We start from the raw sequence: 21,387 nt of genomic DNA on the forward strand, positions 1-21,387 counted from the left end.
TTTTTTTTGGCGCCAGTTAGCTCAAAGACGGGTTTTGCAAAAAATTCATGTGTTTTTTTAAATCCGTTGTCTAAGTTGGGTTTTTTATCTAACGGTCAAAATCAACTACAACGGGGTTCCCTCATGACTATTAAGCTTTCCCGTCGCGGTTTTCTTGGCACCACTGCCGGTGCTGGTTTTATCGCGCTTCATCCGTTCTCCGCACATGCTTCTGCCACCCAGGCGCACCTGCGCATTATGGAAACCACTGACTTGCACGTGCATGTCTTCCCTTATGATTATTACGCCGACAAAGAGCGCGACACCGTTGGCCTTGCGCGCACCGCTGCCATCGTAAAAGAGATCCGTGCCGAGGCGACGAACTCTCTGCTGGTTGACAATGGCGACTTCCTGCAAGGCAACCCGATGGGCGATTACATTGCTTACGAGAAGGGCTTGAAAGAGGGTGACGTGCACCCAGTCATCAAAGCGATGAACGTTGTAGGATTCGATGCCTCTACTCTGGGCAACCACGAGTTCAACTATGGCCTCGACTTTCTGATGAAGTCCTTGGCGGGTGCTGACTTCCCTGTCGTTTCCGCAAACGTTGCGAAAGAGCTGGGCTCTGATCCGACAAAAGACACCACTCTGATCAAACCATATGTGATCGTTGACAAAGAGATCGTCGACGGCGCTGGCATGAAGCACATGATCAAAGTTGGTATGATCGGTTTTGTGCCTCCACAAATCATGAACTGGGACCGCCGTCATCTGGAAGGCAAGGTTCAGGCACGTGACATCATCGCGACTGCAAAAGCCTATGTGCCTCAGATGAAGGAAGAGGGTGCTGACCTCATCATCGCGCTGTCCCACTCTGGTATTGGTGGTGCGGAAGCTGTGGACGGCATGGAAAACGCATCTGTGCCTCTGGCGCGCATTCCGGGGATCGATGCTATCGTCACCGGCCACCATCACCGTGTGTTCCCATCCAAGGACTACGGCGATGTCGCTGGTGTCGATGTTGAAAAGGGTACAATCGAAGGTGTTCCTGCCGCGATGGGTGGTTTCTGGGGCTCGCATCTTGGTCTGATCGATCTGATGATCGAACGTTCCGGAAATGAGTGGAAAGTGGTTGGTCACACCGCCGAGGCGCGCCCGATCTCCAAACGTAATGAAGATCGTTCCATCACTGCGCTTGTGGATAGCGAGCAATATGTTCTGGATGCGGTTCAGTCTGATCACGATGAAACCCTGGCCTATGTGCGCCGTGCGGTTGGTAAGACTGATGCGCCTCTGCACAGCTACTTTGCTCTGGTTGCGGATGATCCATCCGTACAGATCGTTTCCATTGCGCAGAGCTGGTACATCAAAGAGATGATGAAAGGCACCGAATATGAAGGTCTGCCAATTTTGTCTGCAGCCGCTCCGTTCAAAGCGGGTGGCCGCGGTGGTCCAGAGTATTACACCGATGTGGCCAAGGGCGATGTAGCGATCAAAAACGTCTCTGACCTCTACCTCTATCCAAACACTGCGCGTGCAGTTCTGGTGACGGGTCAGCAGGTGAAAGACTGGCTTGAGCGTTCTGCGGGTATCTTCAACCAAGTTGAAGCTGGCAAATCGGATCAGGTCCTGCTGAACCCTGAATTCCCTTCATACAACTTCGACGTCATGGACGGGGTGACCTATGAGATCGATCTGACGCAACCGTCGATGTTCGATCCGAAGGGTAACCTAGTCAATCCAGATGCAAACCGTATTGTGAACCTGATGTATGATGGCAAGCCGCTCGATATTGAGCAGAAGTTTGTCATCGCGACCAATAACTACCGTGCGTCTGGCGGGGGTAAGTTCCCAGGTGCACTTGGAGATACCATTATCTTTGAAGGTCCTGACACAAACCGCGATGTGATTGTGCGCTATATTGTTGAGCAGGGTACAATTTCCCCTTCTGCAGATGCGAATTGGAAATTTGCACCGGCGCCGGGAACATCTGTGTTGTTTGATACAGGGCCAAAGGCAAAAGGATATGCGGCAGATGTGAAGGGCGTGAATATCGCGCCTGCGGGTGAAGGCCCAGACGGCTTCGCACGTTTCCGCATCGATCTGTAAAGTTAAGCGATCTGAAAAGTATGAAAGGCGGCCCTTTGGGCCGCCTTTTCAATCGGACCCGCGCTATCTTGGGAGGTGAGAAAGCGCGGGTTATTGGCAAGTCATATTAGTTCAAGTGCTTTAGCAGCGAACGAACTTGCGCTTGCGTTTGTACGAATGTGTCGTCGTTGCCTTCAGTGATGGCGCTTACGATGTGAGCGATTGCTGCGTCAGAGTAACCAGACAGGTCTGCATCAGGAGCAAACTTTTTGACGGTGTTTTCGTGTGCAGAAGCGGATGTCATTGCGGAAGCTGCGCCAGTCAGAACAACAAGAGCTGCTGCGGAGGTTGCGATAATGCGTTTCATGGTGATTTTCCTTTTTCAGTTGGTTTCAGTCTTGGGGAGTGGGTCTTAGTTCAGGTTCTTCAGCAGGGAGCGAACTTGCGCTTGCGTTTGCACGAATGTGTCGTCGTTGCCTTCAGTGATAGCGCTTACGATGTGAGCGATTGCTGCGTCAGAGTAACCAGTCAGGTCGGCTTCAGGAGCGAATTTCTTAACAGTGTTTTCGTAGGCTGATGCTGCGCCCATTGCGGAAGCTGCGCCGGATAGAACAACAAGAGCTGCTGCGGAGGTTGCGATAATGCGTTTCATGGTGATTTTCCTTTTTCAGTTGGTTTCAGTCTTGGGGAGTGGGTCTTAGTTCAGGTTCTTCAGCAGGGAGCGAACTTGCGCTTGCGTTTGCACGAATGTGTCGTCGTTGCCTTCAGTGATAGCGCTTACGATGTGAGCGATTGCTGCGTCAGAGTAACCAGTCAGGTCGGCTTCAGGAGCGAATTTCTTAACAGTGTTTTCGTAGGCTGATGCTGCGCCCATTGCGGAAGCTGCGCCGGATAGAACAACAAGAGCTGCTGCGGAGGTTGCGATAATGCGTTTCATGGTGATTTTCCTTTTTCAGTTGGTTTCAGTCTTGGGGGGTGGGTCTTAGTTCAGGTTCTTCAGCAGGGAGCGAACTTGCGCTTGCGTTTGCACGAATGTGTCGTCGTTGCCTTCAGTGATAGCGCTTACGATGTGAGCGATTGCTGCGTCAGAGTAACCAGACAGGTCTGCTTCAGGAGCGAATTGCTTGATTGTGCCTTCGTATGCAGATGCTGCGCCCATTGCGGAAGCTGCGCCGGCGAATGCTGTCAGAGCAACTGCGGATGCGAGAAATACTTTTTTCATTGTCGTGTTCCTTTCGGTTTGTTTGGTTCGTTTTGTAGTTTGTTTGCGGTGTGTCCCGCTGACACCAAACAAATTAGGATCGCTGATCGGCGAGTTGAATTCACGAAATCGCACACGCTCGATCACGGTTTTCTTCCTTGAAAGGAGTGGGTGGTGAACAGGAGGCTGTGCATCCCTGCATGTCCTATGTGCACGTCAATAAAATAAGGAGAATATGCGCATACATGCCGTGTGAAGCCGCGAGGTTTTCGAGAGAATTGGGGCCAAAAACGAGCCGTCTTTTTATGGGTCACAAAAAAGTGCGTAAGAAAAAATGTTGATTTGTTTCAATGGGCTCACGGGTTTGAAAACTCCCGTTGGTGATCCGGTGTTTGTGCGTGAGCAATCTGTGAGGATAATTACAGCGGATTCGCATTTTTACCTTGCACCCACTCCGACTCTCTCTTAATCCAAGCGTCACCGTAGGGGTATAGCTCAGTTGGTAGAGCGACGGTCTCCAAAACCGTAGGTCCCGGGTTCGAGCCCTGGTGCCCCTGCCACTTCTTCTAGGAGCAAGGACAATGATTATCGCGATCTGAACGAATTCACTGAATTTCTGACAGGAGCAAATCATGCCTTTTCCAAATCCCAATACATTTCATCCGATCAAACTGCGCGATGGCACTGCGCATCGTGGGACTGTCTTTTTGAAAGCAGCCATCGATCACCCGCGCATTGAGGTGGGAGACTATACATATATGTCGTCCCATCAGCCGCTGGAGGAGCCTGGTGACATTGTGCAGCGGCTTGCTCCATATCTTTGGGACTTTGCTCCTGAAAAGCTGATTATTGGGAAATTCTGCCAGATCGCCCACGGCGTACAGTTCATTACCTCTTCTGCCAATCATCGGATGGATGGGCTGTCGACTTTCCCGTTTCTGGTTTTTGGCGGCGGCTGGGATGACCGTGCGAGCAAGCCTGAGCCTGGGGCCAATACGAGAGTTGGTCATGATGTGTGGCTCGGTACCGGAGCTATGATCCTGCCCGGTGTCACAATTGGGGACGGGGCGATCGTGGCGGCAGGAGCTGTTGTCGCAAAAGATGTTGCGCCCTACAGCGTTGTCGGGGGGAACCCGGCCAAAGAGATCCGGCGGCGGTTGTCTCTGAAAGACGCTGAACGCATGCAAGCCTTAGCATGGTGGGACTGGCCGATTGACCATATCGTAGCCCACGAGGTTGAGATTTGTGGCACGAATCTGGTCGCATTGGAGGCCTCGGCCCCAAAATAAGTTAACAATTGGTCGCCGATTTTATGTCAGTGGGCTGCATAAGTTGTTGATTGTTTCCGCTTGAGCGACAGAGACATTATTTTGCCTTTTTTCAGCCCTAAATCCGGCAAATCTCAAACTGAAAATCGCCTCAATGTCTCGTGTCTGCGAGAATCCGGGGGCGGATTGGATGAGATATGACCAAAGACAATGCGCTGCCAAAGCCTGCCAAGATGCTGGAACGCGAGCTGAGCCAAGAAACGCTGATGGCGATTAAAGCCATCGTGCGCGAGGATCGGCAAGCCAAAACAATGCCTGAGAACTCGTTAGATATTCCGGGCCGTCAGAGGCGCCGTGCGCGTGCTGAAAAGAAAGCTGCAAATAAGAAGGCTGTAAATAAAGAGCATTCTACGTTGCGCCTTCGGGCATCTCCTTTAGCTGATAAACCAGAGAATACATCATTACGAAACTCGTTCCTGACATGGGTGACGCCTCGACGCTTGGCAATCGCGACAATTATCGCCGCGATCCTGATTGAACCGTGGTTCATCCCAACGGTCCTTTTGATTGCGGTTTTTGTAACGTCGTTCATCGCTCTGGCCCTGGGGCCGGATCGGATCAGGCATTATTCTGAATTGGGTTGGAAGCGCTATTCAAAACGGAATCCAAAGAAAGCTCAGCGTTTACAGAAAAAAGCGATGGCTCGCATGGAAAGGTTGCAGAAACGTTTGGACAAGTTGCCGCTGAATATTGATCTGCCACAGATGCAGACCGAAAAAGAGCAATCTGCAGCCGAAACCGCCCATTCACGGCGCATGGCGCGTATTGCGCAAGAAGAAAGGCAGCAAAGCTACTCTTGAATTCGGTGCTTTTGCGGCGTATGTCAGCCACTGATCCTATCAAAGAAGACACATCATGGCCCGTACGAACCCAGCACAGTTTATTCAGCAGACGCGCGCAGAGATCTCCAAGGTTGTTTGGCCAACCCGTCGCGAAGTTGTTCTGACCACGGTGATGGTCTTTATCATGGCGGCTCTGACGGCAGTTTTCTTTGCGCTGGTTGATCTGGGTATCCGCAGCGCGCTAGAAGCGGTTCTGAACGCTTTCTAAGCGAACGGACGGCGCAGCACTCGCCGACAAACCTCTTGAATTCGCCGGGCTTCCCCGGTAGCACACACAGTACTTTCGAATAGGCGCGCGGCGATTCGGTTTGCGCGCCGATTTTTTGTTCGGAAGCGGGCACAGGCGCCCACAGTTTTATAAGAATGTCGGCCTCGCGCCGAACGGACGGGAAAGAACGGTCATATGGCAAAGCGTTGGTACTCTGTTAGCGTCCTCTCAAACTTTGAGAAGAAGATCGCCGAGCAGATCCGCCAGTCCGCTGAAGAAAGCGGTCTTCAAGATCAGATCGAAGAAGTACTCGTGCCGACCGAAGAGGTCATCGAAGTACGTCGCGGCAAGAAGGTGACCACGGAACGTCGCTTTATGCCGGGTTACGTTCTTGTGCGCATGGAAATGAGCGACCAAGGCTACCACCTGATCAGCTCCATCAACCGCGTGACTGGCTTCCTGGGTCCACAGGGCCGCCCAATGCCAATGCGTGATGCAGAGGTTCAGGCGATCCTGGGCCGTGTTGCTGAAGGCGAAGAAGCTCCGAAGCTGATGATCTCCTTCGAGGTCGGCGAGAAGGTCAAAGTGAACGATGGTCCATTCGAAGGCTTCGACGGTATGGTCGAAGAAGTTGACGAAGAGAACCAGCGCCTGAAAGTGACCGTATCCATCTTTGGTCGCGAAACTCCGGTTGAGCTGGAGTACACGCAGGTTTCTAAAGAAGCGTAAGATCTTCGGAATGCCTAATATTGGAGCCGCCCATAGGGCGGCTTTTTTTTGTGATCCAACCTAGCGTTGAGAACTGATTAATCATGCTTGTTCGTCTTCAGGATGGCGGGTAGTGGATGCGCAAAATGGGGATGAATGTGATGAATAAAGTTCTTGGCTTGACCTTCGCAGCTTTGCTGCCGAGCGCTGCCTTTGCGGATCAGCCATATTTCGAGTTGGATTTTGGTGTTTCTAACGATTTTCGCGGTGGCGAGGCTCTAAATTCAAGCGGCGGCGGAGATGAGCTAGCAGAGTTCTCTCTCGTAAATCTCGATGGTCTTGCGGCGTTCTCACTTGATTCAGGTTTGCTGTTTCAGGCGGGTCTGAAGCTTGATCGAAACTTTGCCAACGCTGCATCAAGCACAATTGCGTCGACCGATGATACATATCGCTTGGGCTCGCAATTCTCCCTGCAGATCGGCCAGCAACTTGAGCGCCACTATTTTGGCGCCTATGCAGTTGTCGGCCGCGTTTCATTCAACCCCGATGATGATGATCAGGACGCCAATTTCCAGAGCTATGGTGTGCAGGGCGCGTGGTACGGGGAGGGGTGGTCCTTGTCTGCGAGCCTAGGTCGGTTGGACAGTTCCGCGGACAACCCTGAGACAATTTCGAATGCCTTTGTTGTCTCTGCGGCAGGAACCCATGATCTTGCACAAGACACGCGATTAACTGGTTCGATAACTCTTATGGATGGAGAGCAGGATATCGATTCAGGCAGCACACCTGATCCGGTTAAGTCTTTGCAGGTTGGATTTGAGATCGAACATATGGTGCGCGAAACCAGCTATGGCTCTTTGGCAGTCTATGGCGGTTTGTCGTTGATTAACGTATGGGAAGACAGCAGCAGCCTTTCAACAGATCACGTAAACGATACAATCCTGAGCGCAGGTATTCGTATGCAATTTGGCGCAAATAGTGCTGGCGCTTCGGATCGACGAAAATCACCGCCGCTGCCTGAGATGCTGCGCGCGCTCGGAGCCGTGCCTGCTGTCGACTAGGCAATCATTGTAAGCGAGGCCTAGTGCCTCGCTTTTTTCATTGCGTGACACAGATGTTTATGTAATTTCCTAAATTGGTAATTTTAAGTTACCAAATTGGAGGGATTATGCGTCTGTCAGATTGTCACAACTTTGGTGATTTCCGCCGCCTTGCCAAGAAGCGCCTTCCTGGGCCGATCTTTCACTATATCGATGGCGCAGCAGATGATGAGCTGACCTATCGTCGAAACACGACTTCCTTTGATGATGTGGATTTGGTGCCTAATGTTCTGGCAGGGGTGGAGAATGTCGACATGTCCGTTGAGGTCATGGGGCAGAAATTGGACATGCCAATCTATTGTGCCCCGACAGCATTGCAGCGGCTCTTCCATCATGATGGCGAACGTGCGGTGGGTAAAGCTGCGACCAAATACGGCACGATGTTTGGCGTGTCGTCTCTGGCCACCGTTACCGTTGAAGAAATCGAAAAGCTCGCGCCGGGACCAAAGATGTTCCAGTTCTACTTCCACAAGGATCGCGGGTTGAATGACGCATTGCTGGAACGCGCGCGGGCTGCGAATTTCCAGGTGATGGCGCTGACTGTGGACACAATCACTGGGGGCAACCGCGAGCGAGATCTGCGTACTGGCTTTACTTCTCCTCCCAAATTGACAGCCGCTTCGGCGCTTAGCTTTGCGATGCATCCTCAATGGGCGTGGAATTTCTTCACCAAAGAAAAGTTCGATATGCCGCATCTTTCTGGCCACGTCAGTGCTGGTACGAATTTGGCTGTTTCGGTTGGGGACTATTTCTCGACCATGTTGGACCAGTCGATGAACTGGGATGATGCCGAGAAGCTCTGTGCGCAATGGAACGGACAGTTTGCGCTGAAAGGCATCATGAGCGTTGAGGATGCGAAACGCGCGGTGGAAATCGGCTGTACAGGTATAATGGTCTCAAACCACGGGGGCCGCCAACTCGATGGCAGTCGCGCACCATTTGATCAGCTGGCGGAAATCTGTGATGCGGTTGGCGATAAGATCGACGTGATTTGTGAGGGCGGTATTCAGCGAGGCTCGCACGTTCTTAAAGCGCTGTCTGTGGGTGCAAAAGCCTGTTCTGGAGGGCGTATGTACTTGTATGCTTTGGCCGCCGCAGGGCAGCCGGGTGTTGAGCGCGTCCTTGGCAATTTCCGAACTGAAATTGAACGCGACATGAAGCTGATGGGTGTGACTTCGCTTGATCAGCTCTCTCGCGAAAATCTGCGCTGGCGATAACTCAAATCGAAATAGGAAGCGCGCAAAGACGGCGCGCTCCCTAATCTGTCACTGAACATTGAGCAGCTTCCCACGTCGCAGGGCGTTACTGTAACGCTCATCATGTTCCATTAACAGATCATGCACCCAATGATGCTCGGCTTCTGGGATATTGGGGAACAGGTGGTGAATGACGTGATAGGCGTCATTCTTTGGGTGGATCAGCAGACGATGAAGCCAGCCATCGTTGGTGAAGGTGGTTTCAAATTCCGTGTCTCCAGCCTCATAGTCATGCTCTTCGGTCTCTGCAATTGATCGAATGACAGGGAGGAACACCATCGCTGGGAGAACCCAAAAGATCACCCAGCCAAAGAGTGCCAGCGCCATGCCGACCTTGAGTTCGAAGCCCAGTCCGAGTGTCAGCAGAGCTGCCAAGGGCGCGACCAAAACGCAAAAATGCCATGTGATGAATAGCGTCCACTGATAGGCGGATTGGCTGCCGATCTCGCGGTAGTAAGCCGCGTTATAGCTGGGCAACCATGCAACGACGGCGCGGGCAATCTTCCAATGGGTCGACAAGTCGATGTCATTCACGCCCATGTCTGTGAAACGTTGCAGGCAGGGATCTTTGTGTGATCCATACTGGCCATGGTGAATACGGTGTGACTTCCAGTATTCTTTTACAGAGCTCAGCACAGGTGCACCGACAAACAGGTCCGCCAGAAAGTGGTTCAGCTTTGGTTTTGAGCGTACCCAGGTCAAATGAGACGCGTCATGTACCATGATTTCAAGACCACGCAACTGACGCGCGATCGCCACGCAGGCCACAAAATACGTGAAAATAGACGCGCCAAACTGGATCGGCACTGAGATATTCGCATTAAACAGAGCCAGAATGCCCGCGACGGTCAATGCCGCCACAGCTGGTATACTGGCAATTGTCAGCGTTGCTTCTCTGATGCGTGCCCAGGGTTTGCAGGCTTCGGCATCTTTCAGAGTTGCCCTAATGTCTGCACTCAGATGCTGGGTGTCGTAGCCCCGTTTGTACCGGCGCTCAGGTTTAATGGGTGTAGCCTCTTTGGGCATAGTATTAATACTTTGTGCCATGTGCTCAGGCGCATGGCGATCAGAACTCACAAAGTTCAATGGTCTCGTCCTCTAATTCGGAAGACTGAGCACATCTGCTATACCGCCATTGTGGCGTATGTTCTATTCGGACGTTGATGTGCTCAATCTGCCCCCAGGTTGAAAAGGCCCAGTCCGATTTAAGGCCTGACTTGTTTTACGCTTCAACCTAGCGCTGTGCCAAAATATTTTTGTAAAGCGTCTGATTGTGAGACTGAAAGGGCAGGGCAGTTTAACTCTTGCCAACGTATGACTTCGGGCGTATTCAGCGCGCTCATCGTCTTCGGGCGAGATTCTCTCGTGGGAGATTGAGGGATCGCGATCTCAAAATCGGACCACGCAACATAAACCGGACGACACGCGTGTCGTCTTCGTTGAAAGGAACAGCAGATGGCTAAGAAGCTTGCTGGTACTATGAAGCTGCAGATCCCTGCGGGCGCAGCGAACCCATCCCCGCCAGTTGGCCCGGCACTGGGTCAGCGCGGCATCAACATCATGGAATTCTGTAAAGCGTTTAACGCAAAAACACAGGACATGGAAAACGGCGCGCCGTGCCCAACCGTGATCACCTATTATCAGGACAAGTCCTTCACCATGGACATCAAGACGCCTCCTGCGTCTTACTACCTGAAAAAAGCCGCTGGCCTTAAGCCAGTCGGTAAGCGTAACCGTCCTCGTGGTGCGGAAGCACCTGGTCGTGAGGTCGTTGCCTCCGTAACCGTCAAGCAGGTTCGTGAAATCGCTGAAGCGAAAATGAAAGACCTGACTGCGAACGACGTAGAAGCAGCAATGCAGATCATCATGGGCTCCGCACGCTCCATGGGTATCGAGGTGAAAGGTTAAGTCATGGCTAAACTCGGTAAACGTACAGCAGCAGCACGCGAAGCTTTCGCAGGCAAAGATAACGTTTCTGTTGAAGAAGCAGTTGCTCTGGTCAAAGGCAATGCAACAGCGAAATTCGACGAAACTGTAGAAATTGCAGTTTGTCTCGGTGTTGACCCACGTCACGCAGACCAGATGGTCCGCGGCGTTGTAGGTCTGCCAAACGGCACAGGTAAATCTGTTCGCGTTGCAGTCTTTGCACGCGGCCCGAAAGCTGAAGAAGCTCAAGCAGCTGGCGCAGACATCGTCGGCGCAGAAGATCTGATGGAATCCATCCAAGGTGGCAACCTGGACTTCGATCGCTGTATCGCGACTCCAGACATGATGCCAATCGTTGGTCGTCTGGGTAAAATCCTTGGTCCACGCAACCTGATGCCAAACCCAAAAGTTGGTACCGTGACCATGGACGTGAAAGCGGCTGTTGAAGCGGCAAAAGGCGGTGAAGTACAGTTCAAAGCTGAAAAGGCTGGTGTTGTACACGCAGGCGTCGGCAAAGCGTCCTTCGGCGAAGACAAGCTGGTTGAGAACGTGCGCGCCTTCATGGACGCGGTTCTGAAAGCCAAGCCAGCTGGCGCGAAAGGTGCTTACGTTAAGAAGGTTGCACTGAGCTCCACAATGGGCCCAGGTGTTTCCATCGACGTGGACAACGCTGCAGCACAATAAAGCTGAAGCAAAAGCGAATTTAGAAAGGCGTCTGCGTAAGCAGGCGCCTTTTTTCTGTTCGAGTGCTGATTTTATGTTATTATGTCTTCGCGCTCGTTGATTTAGGCGCTTGGCAATGTGCAAATTGGCGCATGTTGCCACTTGCGCTATGCGTTAATCCAAACTAAATGATCCTGTACGAACCAGCGTGCGATTCTTCGTGCGCTGTTTTGTATTTCGTCCAAGACGGTGAGTGTGGGTTGCCCACTTAATTTCTTGCCTGAGACGGGAAAGACCAGATTAGCTGAGGATTTCCTCGGGTGATATTGGCTCAGCCCCGTGTTGCGGACCTGAACGCCGGGCTTTGTCCGGCAAATATGAGCCGGAGGACGTAAGTCTTCCAAATTTGGAGTGAAACTGTGGATAGAGCACAAAAAGAGAAAGTCGTCGAGGAACTCGGCCAAATCTTTGAAAGCTCTGGCGTTGTAGTGGTTGCACACTACGCGGGTCTCACTGTTGCTGACATGCAGAACCTGCGCGCGAAAGCGCGTGATGCAGGCGCTGCTGTTCGCGTTGCCAAGAACCGGCTCGCCAAAATCGCCCTGGAAGGAAAGCCTTGCGAAAGCATGAGCGAATACCTGACAGGTATGACTGTTCTGACCTACTCTGAAGACCCTGTTGCGGCTGCTAAAGTTGCGCAAGACTTCGCAAAAGAGAACGACACTTACCAAATCCTTGGTGGTGCCATGGGTGAGAACGCTCTGGATGTTGCCGGCGTTGAAGCCGTGTCCAAGATGCCATCTCGCGAAGAGCTTATTGCTACTATCGCAGGCATGCTGGGCGCACCTGCTTCCAACATCGCTGGCGCAATTGGCGCACCTGCTTCGAACATCGCGGGCATTCTGTCTACCATCGAGGACAAGGCAGAAGCTGCGTAAGCAACTTGAGAACCGCGTTTGGGTAATCGCCTAGACGTTGGAACACATATCTTAAACGGAAAGAGTCTTAAAATGGCTGATCTGAAAGCACTAGCAGAAAGCATCGTGGGTCTGACCCTGCTGGAAGCACAAGAACTGAAAACAATCCTCAAAGACGAGTACGGCATCGAGCCAGCAGCTGGCGGCGCCGTAATGGTCGCAGGCGCAGCAGGCGGCGACGCAGGCGCGGCAGCTGAGGAAAAAACTGAATTTGACGTAATTCTGAAAGCCGCAGGCGACAAGAAAATCAACGTCATCAAAGAAGTCCGCGGCATCACTGGCCTGGGCCTCAAAGAAGCAAAAGAGCTTGTTGAAGCTGGCGGCAAAGCTGTCAAAGAAGGCGTCGACAAAGCTGAAGCAGAAGACATCAAAGCGAAGCTGGAAGCAGCTGGCGCAGAAGTCGAGCTTAAGTAATCTAATCCGGGATTTTCCCGGAGTGATTAGTGAGCAGGGTGCGGATTTCCGTACCCTGCTTAACCTGTCTTAGAAAGACCCTTTTCTGTAAGGGGTTTTTCTAAGGCGAGTTACGGATCGGGTGGCCTCTGGTGGGACAGAGGCCGGGAATGGATCCAACTTGTCTGTCTCGAAAGGGAAAGGTGCCGGGGCCCGACGGCATGCTGACCCGATGAGAAATTGAAAGGTGTCATCGAACATGGCTCAAACTTTTCTTGGCCAGAAACGCTTGCGCAAGTATTTCGGCAAAATCCGCGAAGTGCTGGAGATGCCGAACCTGATCGAGGTTCAAAAATCCTCTTACGATCTTTTCCTTCGCTCCGGCGATGCAGATATGCCGCTGGACGGCGAAGGCATCAAAGGTGTGTTCCAATCGGTGTTCCCGATTAAGGACTTCAACGAAAACTCCATTCTGGAATTCGTCAACTACGAGCTGGAAAAGCCGAAGTATGACGTCGAAGAATGTATGCAACGCGACATGACTTACTCAGCGCCGCTGAAAGTCACTCTGCGTTTGATCGTGTTTGATATCGACGAAGATACAGGCGCGAAATCTGTTAAAGACATCAAAGAACAAGACGTCTTCATGGGCGACATGCCTCTGATGACACCGAACGGCACATTTGTCGTAAACGGCACCGAGCGTGTGATCGTTTCTCAGATGCACCGTTCCCCAGGCGTGTTCTTTGACCACGACAAAGGCAAAACACACTCTTCCGGTAAACTGCTGTTTGCTTGCCGCATTATCCCATATCGCGGCTCTTGGCTGGACTTCGAATTCGACGCAAAAGACATCGTCTTTGCCCGTATCGACCGTCGCCGCAAACTGCCTGTGACCACTCTGCTTTATGCACTGGGTCTGGACCAGGAAGGCATCTGTGACGCCTATTACGACACCGTTGATTACAAACTGGACAAGAACAAAGGTTGGGTCACCAAGTTCTTCCCAGAGCGCGTGCGCGGCACACGTCCTGCCTATGATCTGGTGGATGCAGCCTCTGGCGAAGTAGTCGCGGAAGCGGGCAAGAAAGTAACACCTCGCGCGGTTAAGAAACTGATCGAAGAGGGCGAAGTTACAGAGCTGCTGCTGCCTTACGATCAGATCGTTGGCAAATTCGTTGCGAAAGACATCATCAACGAAGAAACCGGCGCGATCTATGTCGAAGCTGGCGATGAGCTGACATTCGAATACGACAAAGACGGCGATATCATTGGCGGTTCCGTCAAAGAGCTGTTGGATGCGGGCATCACCGACATTCCTGTTCTGGACATCGACAACGTCAACGTTGGTCCTTACATCCGCAACACACTGGCGCAAGATAAGAACATGAACCGCGAAACCGCGCTCATGGATATCTACCGTGTGATGCGTCCGGGTGAGCCTCCGACCGTTGAAGCGGCGTCTGCGCTGTTTGACACTCTGTTCTTCGATTCCGAGCGTTATGACCTCTCCGCGGTTGGCCGCGTGAAGATGAATATGCGTCTGGCTCTGGATGCAGAAGACACTCAGCGTACCCTGCGCAAAGAAGACATCGTGTCTTGTATCAAAGCGCTGGTTGAATTGCGTGACGGCAAAGGCGACGTGGACGACATCGACCACCTCGGAAACCGTCGTGTACGTTCCGTTGGCGAGCTGATGGAAAACCAATACCGTGTTGGCCTGCTGCGCATGGAGCGCGCGATCAAAGAGCGTATGTCCTCTGTCGAAATCGACACTGTCATGCCTCAGGATCTGATCAACGCGAAACCGGCGGCGGCGGCCGTTCGTGAGTTCTTCGGCTCTTCACAGCTGTCTCAGTTCATGGACCAAACCAACCCGCTGTCTGAAGTGACGCACAAGCGTCGCCTCTCGGCGCTTGGCCCAGGCGGTCTGACCCGCGAACGTGCTGGCTTTGAGGTGCGCGACGTGCACCCAACCCACTACGGTCGTATGTGTCCGATTGAAACGCCGGAAGGTCCAAACATTGGTCTGATCAACTCTCTGGCGACATTTGCACGCGTCAACAAATATGGCTTCATCGAAACACCTTATCGTAAGGTTGTAGACGGTCAGGTCACCGACGAAGTGCACTATATGTCCGCCACCGAAGAGATGCGCCACACTGTCGCTCAGGCGAACGCGCAGCTCGACGGCGAAGGTCGTTTCCAGAACGAAATGGTGAACACCCGTCAGGCGGGCGATTACACCATGGCCTCAGTGAACAACGTTGACCTGATCGACGTATCACCAAAGCAGTTGGTTTCTGTTGCGGCATCCTTGATCCCGTTCCTTGAAAACGACGACGCGAACCGCGCTCTGATGGGCTCGAACATGATGCGTCAGGCTGTGCCTCTGCTACGCGCAGAAGCGCCGCTTGTTGGTACAGGTATCGAAGGCAAAGTTGCGATCGACTCAGGTGCGGCGATCCAGGCGAAACGCGCAGGTATCATCGACCAAGTTGATGCGCAGCGTATCGTTATTCGCGCAACCGAAGACCTCGAACTGGGCGACGCGGGCGTTGACATCTATCGTCTGCGCAAGTTCCAGCGTTCCAACCAAAACACCTGCATCAACCAGCGTCCGCTGGTGAAAGTAGGCGACAAGGTTGGCAAAGGCGAAGTGATCGCTGACGGTCCATCTACCGATCTGGGTGAACTGTCCCTCGGTAAAAACGTGGTCGTCGCGTTTATGCCTTGGAACGGCTACAACTACGAAGACTCCATCCTGATCTCCGAGCGTATCGCGCGTGACGACGTCTTTACTTCGGTGCATATCGAAGAATTCGAAGTCGCGGCACGTGACACGAAGCTTGGCCCAGAGGAAATCACCCGCGACATTCCAAACGTCGGTGAAGAAGCGCTGCGTAACCTCGACGAGGCAGGCATCGTTTACATCGGTGCGGACGTAGAACCGGGTGACATCCTCGTCGGTAAGATCACTCCGAAGGGCGAAAGCCCAATGACGCCAGAAGAGAAGCTTCTGCGCGCCATCTTCGGTGAGAAAGCATCCGACGTGCGCGACACATCTCTGCGTGTTAAGCCAGGTGACTTCGGTACTGTTGTGGAAGTGCGCGTCTTCAACCGCCACGGCGTTGAAAAAGACGAACGTGCGCTTCAGATCGAACGCGAAGAAGTGGAAGCACTGGCGCGTGACCGTGACGACGAGCTGGCGATCCTGGATCGTAACATCTACGCCCGTCTGCGCGATCTGATCATCGGCAAGGTTGCTGTGAAAGGCCCGAAAGGCGTCAAAGCGAACTCCGAGATCACTGAAGATCTACTGTCCATGCTGACCCGCGGTCAGTGGTGGCAGCTGGCTCTGGCAGAGGAAAGCGACGCACAGATCGTTGAAGCGCTGCACGAACAGTACGAAGCACAGAAACGTGCTCTGGACGCGCGCTTTGAAGACAAGGTCGAAAAAGTCCGTCGCGGCGATGATCTGCCGCCAGGCGTCATGAAGATGGTCAAAGTCTTCATCGCTGTGAAGCGTAAGCTTCAGCCGGGCGATAAGATGGCGGGTCGTCACGGGAACAAAGGTGTTATTTCCAAGGTTGTGCCTATGGAAGACATGCCGTTCCTCGCAGACGGTACACCTGTCGACTTCTGTCTGAACCCACTGGGCGTTCCGTCCCGTATGAACGTTGGTCAGATCCTTGAAACGCACATGGGCTGGGCAGCCCGTGGTCTGGGTATCAAGATTGACGACGCTCTGGGTGACTACCGTCGCACAGGCGATCTGACACCAGTTCGCGAAGCCATGGCGCTTGCTTATGGCGAAGATGTCTACAACGAAGGCATCGCGGGCATGGAAGAAGATCAGCTGATCGAAGCAGCGGGCAACGTGACCCGTGGTGTTCCAATCGCGACACCAGTCTTTGACGGCGCGAAAGAGGGCGACGTGAACGACGCTCTGGTCCGTGCTGGCTTTGACCAATCCGGTCAGTCCATCCTGTTTGACGGTCGTACCGGTGAACAGTTTGCACGTCCTGTGACTGTGGGTGTGAAATACCTGCTGAAACTGCACCACCTTGTGGATGACAAAATCCACGCGCGTTCCACTGGTCCATACTCGCTGGTTACTCAGCAGCCATTGGGCGGTAAAGCGCAGTTCGGTGGTCAGCGTTTCGGGGAAATGGAGGTCTGGGCTCTGGAAGCTTACGGCGCTGCATACACCCTGCAGGAAATGCTCACCGTCAAGTCGGACGACGTTGCAGGCCGGACCAAGGTCTACGAAAGCATCGTCAAGGGCGAAGACAACTTCGAAGCGGGCATCCCAGAGAGCTTCAACGTTCTCGTGAAAGAAGTCCGCGGTCTCGGCCTGAATATGGAACTCCTGGATGCGGAGGTTGAGGAATAAGGACCTCGGTCCTTCTTCCCTTCCACCCTTCCGCACGAATTTGAGGTAAACAAATGAACCAGGAACTGACGAATAACCCGTTTAACCCTCTGACACCGCCAAAAGTCTTTGACGAAATCAAAGTCTCCCTGGCGTCTCCAGAGCGGATCCTGTCTTGGTCTTACGGCGAAATCAAAAAGCCAGAGACCATCAACTACCGTACGTTCAAACCAGAGCGTGACGGTCTGTTCTGCGCACGTATTTTTGGCCCAATCAAAGACTACGAATGTCTCTGCGGCAAATATAAGCGCATGAAATACCGCGGTGTTGTCTGCGAAAAATGTGGTGTTGAAGTTACGCTTCAAAAAGTACGCCGTGAGCGTATGGGCCACATCGAGCTGGCAGCACCTGTCGCACACATCTGGTTCCTGAAATCGCTGCCATCCCGCATCGGCCTGATGCTGGACATGACACTGCGTGATCTGGAACGTGTTCTGTACTTTGAAAACTACGTTGTCATCGAGCCGGGTCTGACCGACCTGCAATACGGCCAGATGCTGACCGAAGAAGAGTACATGGATGCGCAAGACGCATACGGCATGGATGCCTTCACTGCCAACATCGGTGCGGAAGCGATCCGTGACATGCTGTCTATGATCGATCTGGAAGCAGAAGCCGAGCACCTGCGTGCGGAACTGGCGGAAGCGACAGGCGAGCTGAAGCCTAAGAAGATCATCAAGCGTCTGAAAGTTGTGGAATCCTTCCTGGAATCCGGCAACCGCCCAGAGTGGATGGTTCTGACCGTGATCCCAGTGATCCCACCAGAACTGCGCCCACTGGTGCCTCTGGATGGTGGTCGTTTTGCGACATCTGACCTGAACGACCTTTATCGTCGTGTGATCAACCGGAACAACCGTCTGAAGCGTCTGATCGAACTGCGCGCACCTGACATCATCGTCCGCAACGAAAAGCGGATGCTGCAAGAGTCTGTTGACGCTCTGTTTGACAACGGTCGCCGTGGCCGCGTGATCACTGGCGCGAACAAACGTCCTCTGAAATCCCTTTCCGATATGTTGAAAGGTAAGCAGGGTCGTTTCCGTCAGAACCTTTTGGGTAAACGCGTCGACTTCTCTGGTCGTTCCGTGATTGTGACCGGTCCTGAATTGAAACTGCATCAGTGTGGTCTTCCGAAGAAGATGGCGCTGGAGCTGTTCAAGCCGTTCATCTACAGCCGCCTTGAAGCCAAAGGCCTGTCTTCCACTGTGAAGCAAGCCAAGAAACTGGTGGAAAAAGAGCGTCCAGAAGTTTGGGACATCCTTGATGAGGTGATCCGCGAACACCCGGTTATGCTGAACCGTGCGCCTACGCTGCACCGTCTTGGCATTCAGGCGTTCGAACCGGTTCTGATCGAAGGTAAAGCGATCCAGCTGCACCCGCTCGTATGTTCTGCGTTTAACGCGGACTTCGACGGTGACCAGATGGCGGTACACGTACCACTGAGCCTTGAAGCTCAGCTGGAAGCCCGTGTTCTGATGATGTCCACCAACAACGTACTGTCACCTGCAAACGGTGCACCGATCATCGTTCCTTCTCAGGACATGATCCTGGGTCTCTACTATGTGACCATTGCACGTGACGGCATGAAGGGTGAAGGCATGGTCTTCTCTTCCGTGGAAGAGGTAGAGCACGCACTGGACTCCGGTGAAGTACACCTGCACGCAAAAATCCAAGCGCGTATCCCACAGATCGACGAGAACGGTCTGGAAGTGATGAAGCGCTACGAGACCACTCCTGGTCGCGTGAAGCTGGGTGCACTGCTGCCACAGAACGCAAAAGCGCCATTTGAGCTGGTGAACAACCTTCTGCGTAAGAAGGACGTTCAGAAAGTCATCGACACCGTCTACCGTTACTGCGGTCAGAAAGAGTCTGTGATCTTCTGTGACCAGATCATGTCCATGGGCTTCAAAGAAGCCTTTAAGGCCGGCATCTCGTTCGGCAAAGACGACATGGTTATCCCTGATGACAAATGGGGCATCGTTGATGACACCCGTGCGCAGGTGAAGGACTTTGAACAGCAGTACATGGACGGCCTGATCACTCAGGGCGAAAAGTACAACAAAGTTGTTGATGCGTGGTCAAAGTGTAACGACAAGGTCACCGACGCGATGATGGGCACCATCTCTGCGGCGAAGACCGAAGAGAATGGCGCTGAAGCAGAGCCAAACTCTGTTTACATGATGGCTCACTCCGGTGCGCGTGGTTCCGTTACTCAGATGAAGCAGCTGGGTGGTATGCGCGGTCTGATGGCAAAGCCGAACGGCGACATCATCGAGACACCGATCATCTCGAACTTTAAAGAAGGCCTGACCGTTCTTGAGTACTTCAACTCCACCCACGGTGCCCGTAAGGGTCTGTCGGATACGGCGTTGAAAACTGCGAACTCTGGTTACCTGACACGCCGTCTGGTGGACGTTGCACAAGACTGTATCGTTCGTATGGACGATTGTGGCACCGAAAACGCGATCACTGCGGAAGCAGCGGTCAACGACGGTGAGGTTGTCGCAACTCTGGCAGAACGTGTTCTGGGTCGTGTGGCCGCAGAAGACATCAAGCGTCCGGGCTCCGATGAGATCCTGGTGGCTGAAGGTCAACTGATCGACGAATTGATGGCGGATGCTATCGATGAAGCGGGTGTTGCTTCTGCACGCATCCGCTCACCTCTGACCTGTGAAGCGGAAGAGGGCGTCTGTGCCAAGTGTTACGGTCGTGACCTTGCACGCGGCACCATGGTGAACACTGGCGAAGCTGTCGGCATCATCGCGGCACAGTCCATCGGTGAACCTGGTACACAGCTGACAATGCGTACATTCCACATTGGTGGTGTTGCGCAGGGTGGCCAGCAGTCCTTCCAGGAAGCAAGCCAAGAAGGCACCATTCGTTTCGAAGGCACCAACGTGCTGGAGAACGCGAATGGCGAAACTCTGGTGATGGGCCGCAACATGAAGCTCGAGATCATCGACGGCAATGGCGACTCCCGTGTTACTCACAAGCTGGGTTACGGCTCCAAGCTGTTTGTCAAAGACGGTCAAAACATCGGTCGTGGCGACAAGCTGTTTGAATGGGATCCGTTCACACTGCCAATCATCGCTGAGAAAGCCGGTAAAGCGAAATACGTGGACCTTGTGTCCGGTATCGCTGTTCGTGACGTGACCGACGATGCAACTGGTATGACCCAGAAAATCGTTTCTGACTGGCGTTCCGCGCCAAAAGGCAACGAGCTGAAGCCAGAAATCATTCTGGTCGATGCAGATGGTGAGCCAGTACGCAACGATGCGGGCAACCCTGTCCACTACCCAATGTCTGTCGATGCGATCCTGTCCGCTGAAGATGGCCAAGAGGTTCAAGCTGGTGACGTTATCGCGCGTATTCCACGGGAAGGCACGAAAACAAAAGACATCACCGGTGGTCTGCCACGGGTTGCGGAACTGTTCGAAGCACGTCGTCCAAAAGACCACGCGATCATCGCCGAAATCGATGGTTACGTGCGCTTTGGCCGCGACTATAAGAACAAGCGTCGTATCTCGATCGAGCCAGCAGATGAGTCCATGGAGCCAGTGGAATACATGGTGCCAAAGGGCAAACACATCCCAGTTGGCGAAGGTGACTTCATCCAGAAGGGTGAATACATCATGGACGGTAACCCAGCGCCGCACGACATCCTGTCTATCATGGGTGTCGAGGCTCTGGCTGACTACATGATCGACGAAGTGCAAGAAGTTTACCGCCTCCAAGGTGTTAAAATTAACGACAAGCACATCGAAGTCATCGTGCGCCAGATGCTGCAGAAATGGGAGATCCAGGACTCTGGTGAAACCACGCTGCTCAAAGGCGAACATGTCGACAAGCAAGAGTTTGACGCTGCAAACGAGAAAGCAATTTCCCGTGGTAAGCGTCCGGCGAAAGGCGAGCCGATCCTGTTGGGTATCACTAAAGCCTCCCTGCAGACACGTTCGTTCATCTCTGCGGCGTCCTTCCAGGAAACCACACGTGTTCTCACCGAGGCATCTGTCCAAGGTAAGAAAGACAAGCTGGTTGGTCTGAAAGAAAACGTCATCGTGGGCCGTCTGATCCCAGCCGGTACCGGTGGTGCGACCCAAGCGGTTCGTCAGGTTGCGCAGTCTCGCGACAACGTGGTGATCGAAGCACGTCGCGAAGAAGCTGAAGCAGCGGCTGCCCTGGCGGCACCATCTGCGGATGACTTCGGCGCAGCGGATGTATTCGAAACTGCTCCGGTCGACACACCAGAGAGCCGTGAAGAGTAATCTTTGCCTCAATCAAATTAG

18 protein-coding genes and 1 tRNA gene are annotated in these 21,387 nt (G+C 53.2%); 14 read left to right on the plus strand and 5 right to left on the minus strand.

Annotated features, from left to right (window positions below; translation table 11 throughout):
• Positions 1-123 precede the first annotated feature (123 nt).
• Complete coding sequence (locus M0D42_RS00530; protein WP_265019677.1) at positions 124-2,088, plus strand: bifunctional 2',3'-cyclic-nucleotide 2'-phosphodiesterase/3'-nucleotidase; 1,965 nt, start codon at positions 124-126, stop codon at positions 2,086-2,088.
• A 106-nt stretch (positions 2,089-2,194) separates the two neighbouring features.
• Here the strand turns inward: M0D42_RS00530 and M0D42_RS00535 are convergent, their stop codons facing one another.
• Genes M0D42_RS00535 through M0D42_RS00550 form a run of 4 tightly spaced genes read right to left on the minus strand, consistent with a single transcriptional unit; the run spans position 2,195 to position 3,289 of the window.
• Entirely contained in the window at positions 2,195-2,434 is a 240-nt protein-coding gene (locus tag M0D42_RS00535; RefSeq protein ID WP_265019678.1) for a hypothetical protein, read from the minus strand.
• A gap of 45 nt (positions 2,435-2,479) precedes the next feature.
• Positions 2,480-2,719 carry a hypothetical protein gene (locus M0D42_RS00540; RefSeq protein ID WP_265019679.1) on the minus strand — a complete coding sequence of 80 codons (240 nt, stop codon included), beginning with the start codon at positions 2,717-2,719 and terminating at the stop codon, positions 2,480-2,482.
• Between the two features lie 45 nt (positions 2,720-2,764).
• Entirely contained in the window at positions 2,765-3,004 is a 240-nt protein-coding gene (locus M0D42_RS00545; RefSeq protein ID WP_265019679.1) for a hypothetical protein, read from the minus strand.
• Positions 3,005-3,049: 45 nt separating this feature from the next.
• Positions 3,050-3,289 carry a hypothetical protein gene (locus M0D42_RS00550; protein ID WP_265019680.1) on the minus strand — a complete coding sequence of 80 codons (240 nt, stop codon included), beginning with the start codon at positions 3,287-3,289 and terminating at the stop codon, positions 3,050-3,052.
• 463 nt (positions 3,290-3,752) lie between these two features.
• Here M0D42_RS00550 and M0D42_RS00555 point away from each other — a divergent pair.
• From M0D42_RS00555 to M0D42_RS00585, 7 genes are all read left to right on the plus strand, one after another.
• Positions 3,753-3,828: transfer RNA gene (locus tag M0D42_RS00555), tRNA-Trp, on the plus strand.
• 72 nt (positions 3,829-3,900) lie between these two features.
• Positions 3,901-4,557 carry a CatB-related O-acetyltransferase gene (locus M0D42_RS16015; protein WP_330221181.1) on the plus strand — a complete coding sequence of 219 codons (657 nt, stop codon included), beginning with the start codon at positions 3,901-3,903 and terminating at the stop codon, positions 4,555-4,557.
• Between the two features lie 176 nt (positions 4,558-4,733).
• The gene (locus M0D42_RS00565; RefSeq protein ID WP_265019681.1) at positions 4,734-5,396 is read left to right on the plus strand and encodes a hypothetical protein; all 663 of its coding nucleotides are present in this window, start codon (positions 4,734-4,736) and stop codon (positions 5,394-5,396) included.
• A gap of 55 nt (positions 5,397-5,451) precedes the next feature.
• Positions 5,452-5,646, plus strand: coding sequence for a preprotein translocase subunit SecE (gene secE, locus M0D42_RS00570; protein WP_265019682.1), 195 nt, complete (start codon positions 5,452-5,454; stop codon positions 5,644-5,646).
• Positions 5,647-5,841: 195 nt separating this feature from the next.
• Positions 5,842-6,375, plus strand: a complete 534-nt coding sequence (gene nusG, locus M0D42_RS00575; RefSeq protein WP_058314177.1) for a transcription termination/antitermination protein NusG — start codon at positions 5,842-5,844, stop codon at positions 6,373-6,375.
• Between the two features lie 140 nt (positions 6,376-6,515).
• Positions 6,516-7,415, plus strand: a complete 900-nt coding sequence (locus M0D42_RS00580) for a hypothetical protein (RefSeq protein WP_265019683.1) — start codon at positions 6,516-6,518, stop codon at positions 7,413-7,415.
• Between the two features lie 107 nt (positions 7,416-7,522).
• Positions 7,523-8,671, plus strand: a complete 1,149-nt coding sequence (locus M0D42_RS00585) for an alpha-hydroxy acid oxidase (protein ID WP_265019684.1) — start codon at positions 7,523-7,525, stop codon at positions 8,669-8,671.
• A 48-nt stretch (positions 8,672-8,719) separates the two neighbouring features.
• Here M0D42_RS00585 and M0D42_RS00590 read toward each other — a convergent pair whose 3' ends face one another.
• Positions 8,720-9,787: a fatty acid desaturase gene (locus M0D42_RS00590; protein ID WP_265021071.1), complete on the minus strand. Its 1,068-nt coding sequence runs from the start codon at positions 9,785-9,787 to the stop codon at positions 8,720-8,722.
• Positions 9,788-10,165: 378 nt separating this feature from the next.
• Here M0D42_RS00590 and rplK point away from each other — a divergent pair, with 378 nt between their 5' ends.
• The 6 genes from rplK to rpoC all read left to right on the plus strand — a co-directional run bounded on the left by rplK (position 10,166) and on the right by rpoC (position 21,366).
• The gene (gene rplK / locus M0D42_RS00595) at positions 10,166-10,618 is read left to right on the plus strand and encodes a 50S ribosomal protein L11 (protein WP_265019685.1); all 453 of its coding nucleotides are present in this window, start codon (positions 10,166-10,168) and stop codon (positions 10,616-10,618) included.
• A gap of 3 nt (positions 10,619-10,621) precedes the next feature.
• Positions 10,622-11,320: a 50S ribosomal protein L1 gene (rplA, locus tag M0D42_RS00600; protein ID WP_265019686.1), complete on the plus strand. Its 699-nt coding sequence runs from the start codon at positions 10,622-10,624 to the stop codon at positions 11,318-11,320.
• Positions 11,321-11,718: 398 nt separating this feature from the next.
• Complete coding sequence (gene rplJ / locus M0D42_RS00605) at positions 11,719-12,237, plus strand: 50S ribosomal protein L10 (RefSeq protein ID WP_265019687.1); 519 nt, start codon at positions 11,719-11,721, stop codon at positions 12,235-12,237.
• A 72-nt stretch (positions 12,238-12,309) separates the two neighbouring features.
• On the plus strand, positions 12,310-12,690 hold the full coding sequence (rplL, locus tag M0D42_RS00610) for a 50S ribosomal protein L7/L12 (protein ID WP_265019688.1): 381 nt from the start codon (positions 12,310-12,312) through the stop codon (positions 12,688-12,690).
• Between the two features lie 238 nt (positions 12,691-12,928).
• Positions 12,929-17,065, plus strand: a complete 4,137-nt coding sequence (rpoB, locus tag M0D42_RS00615; RefSeq protein ID WP_265019689.1) for a DNA-directed RNA polymerase subunit beta — start codon at positions 12,929-12,931, stop codon at positions 17,063-17,065.
• A gap of 53 nt (positions 17,066-17,118) precedes the next feature.
• Positions 17,119-21,366, plus strand: coding sequence for a DNA-directed RNA polymerase subunit beta' (rpoC, locus tag M0D42_RS00620; RefSeq protein WP_265019690.1), 4,248 nt, complete (start codon positions 17,119-17,121; stop codon positions 21,364-21,366).
• Positions 21,367-21,387: the final 21 nt, after the last annotated feature.

Source organism: Cognatishimia activa, from assembly GCF_026016445.1.
In the GTDB taxonomy this organism is placed as follows: Bacteria; Pseudomonadota; Alphaproteobacteria; order Rhodobacterales; family Rhodobacteraceae; genus Cognatishimia; species Cognatishimia activa_B.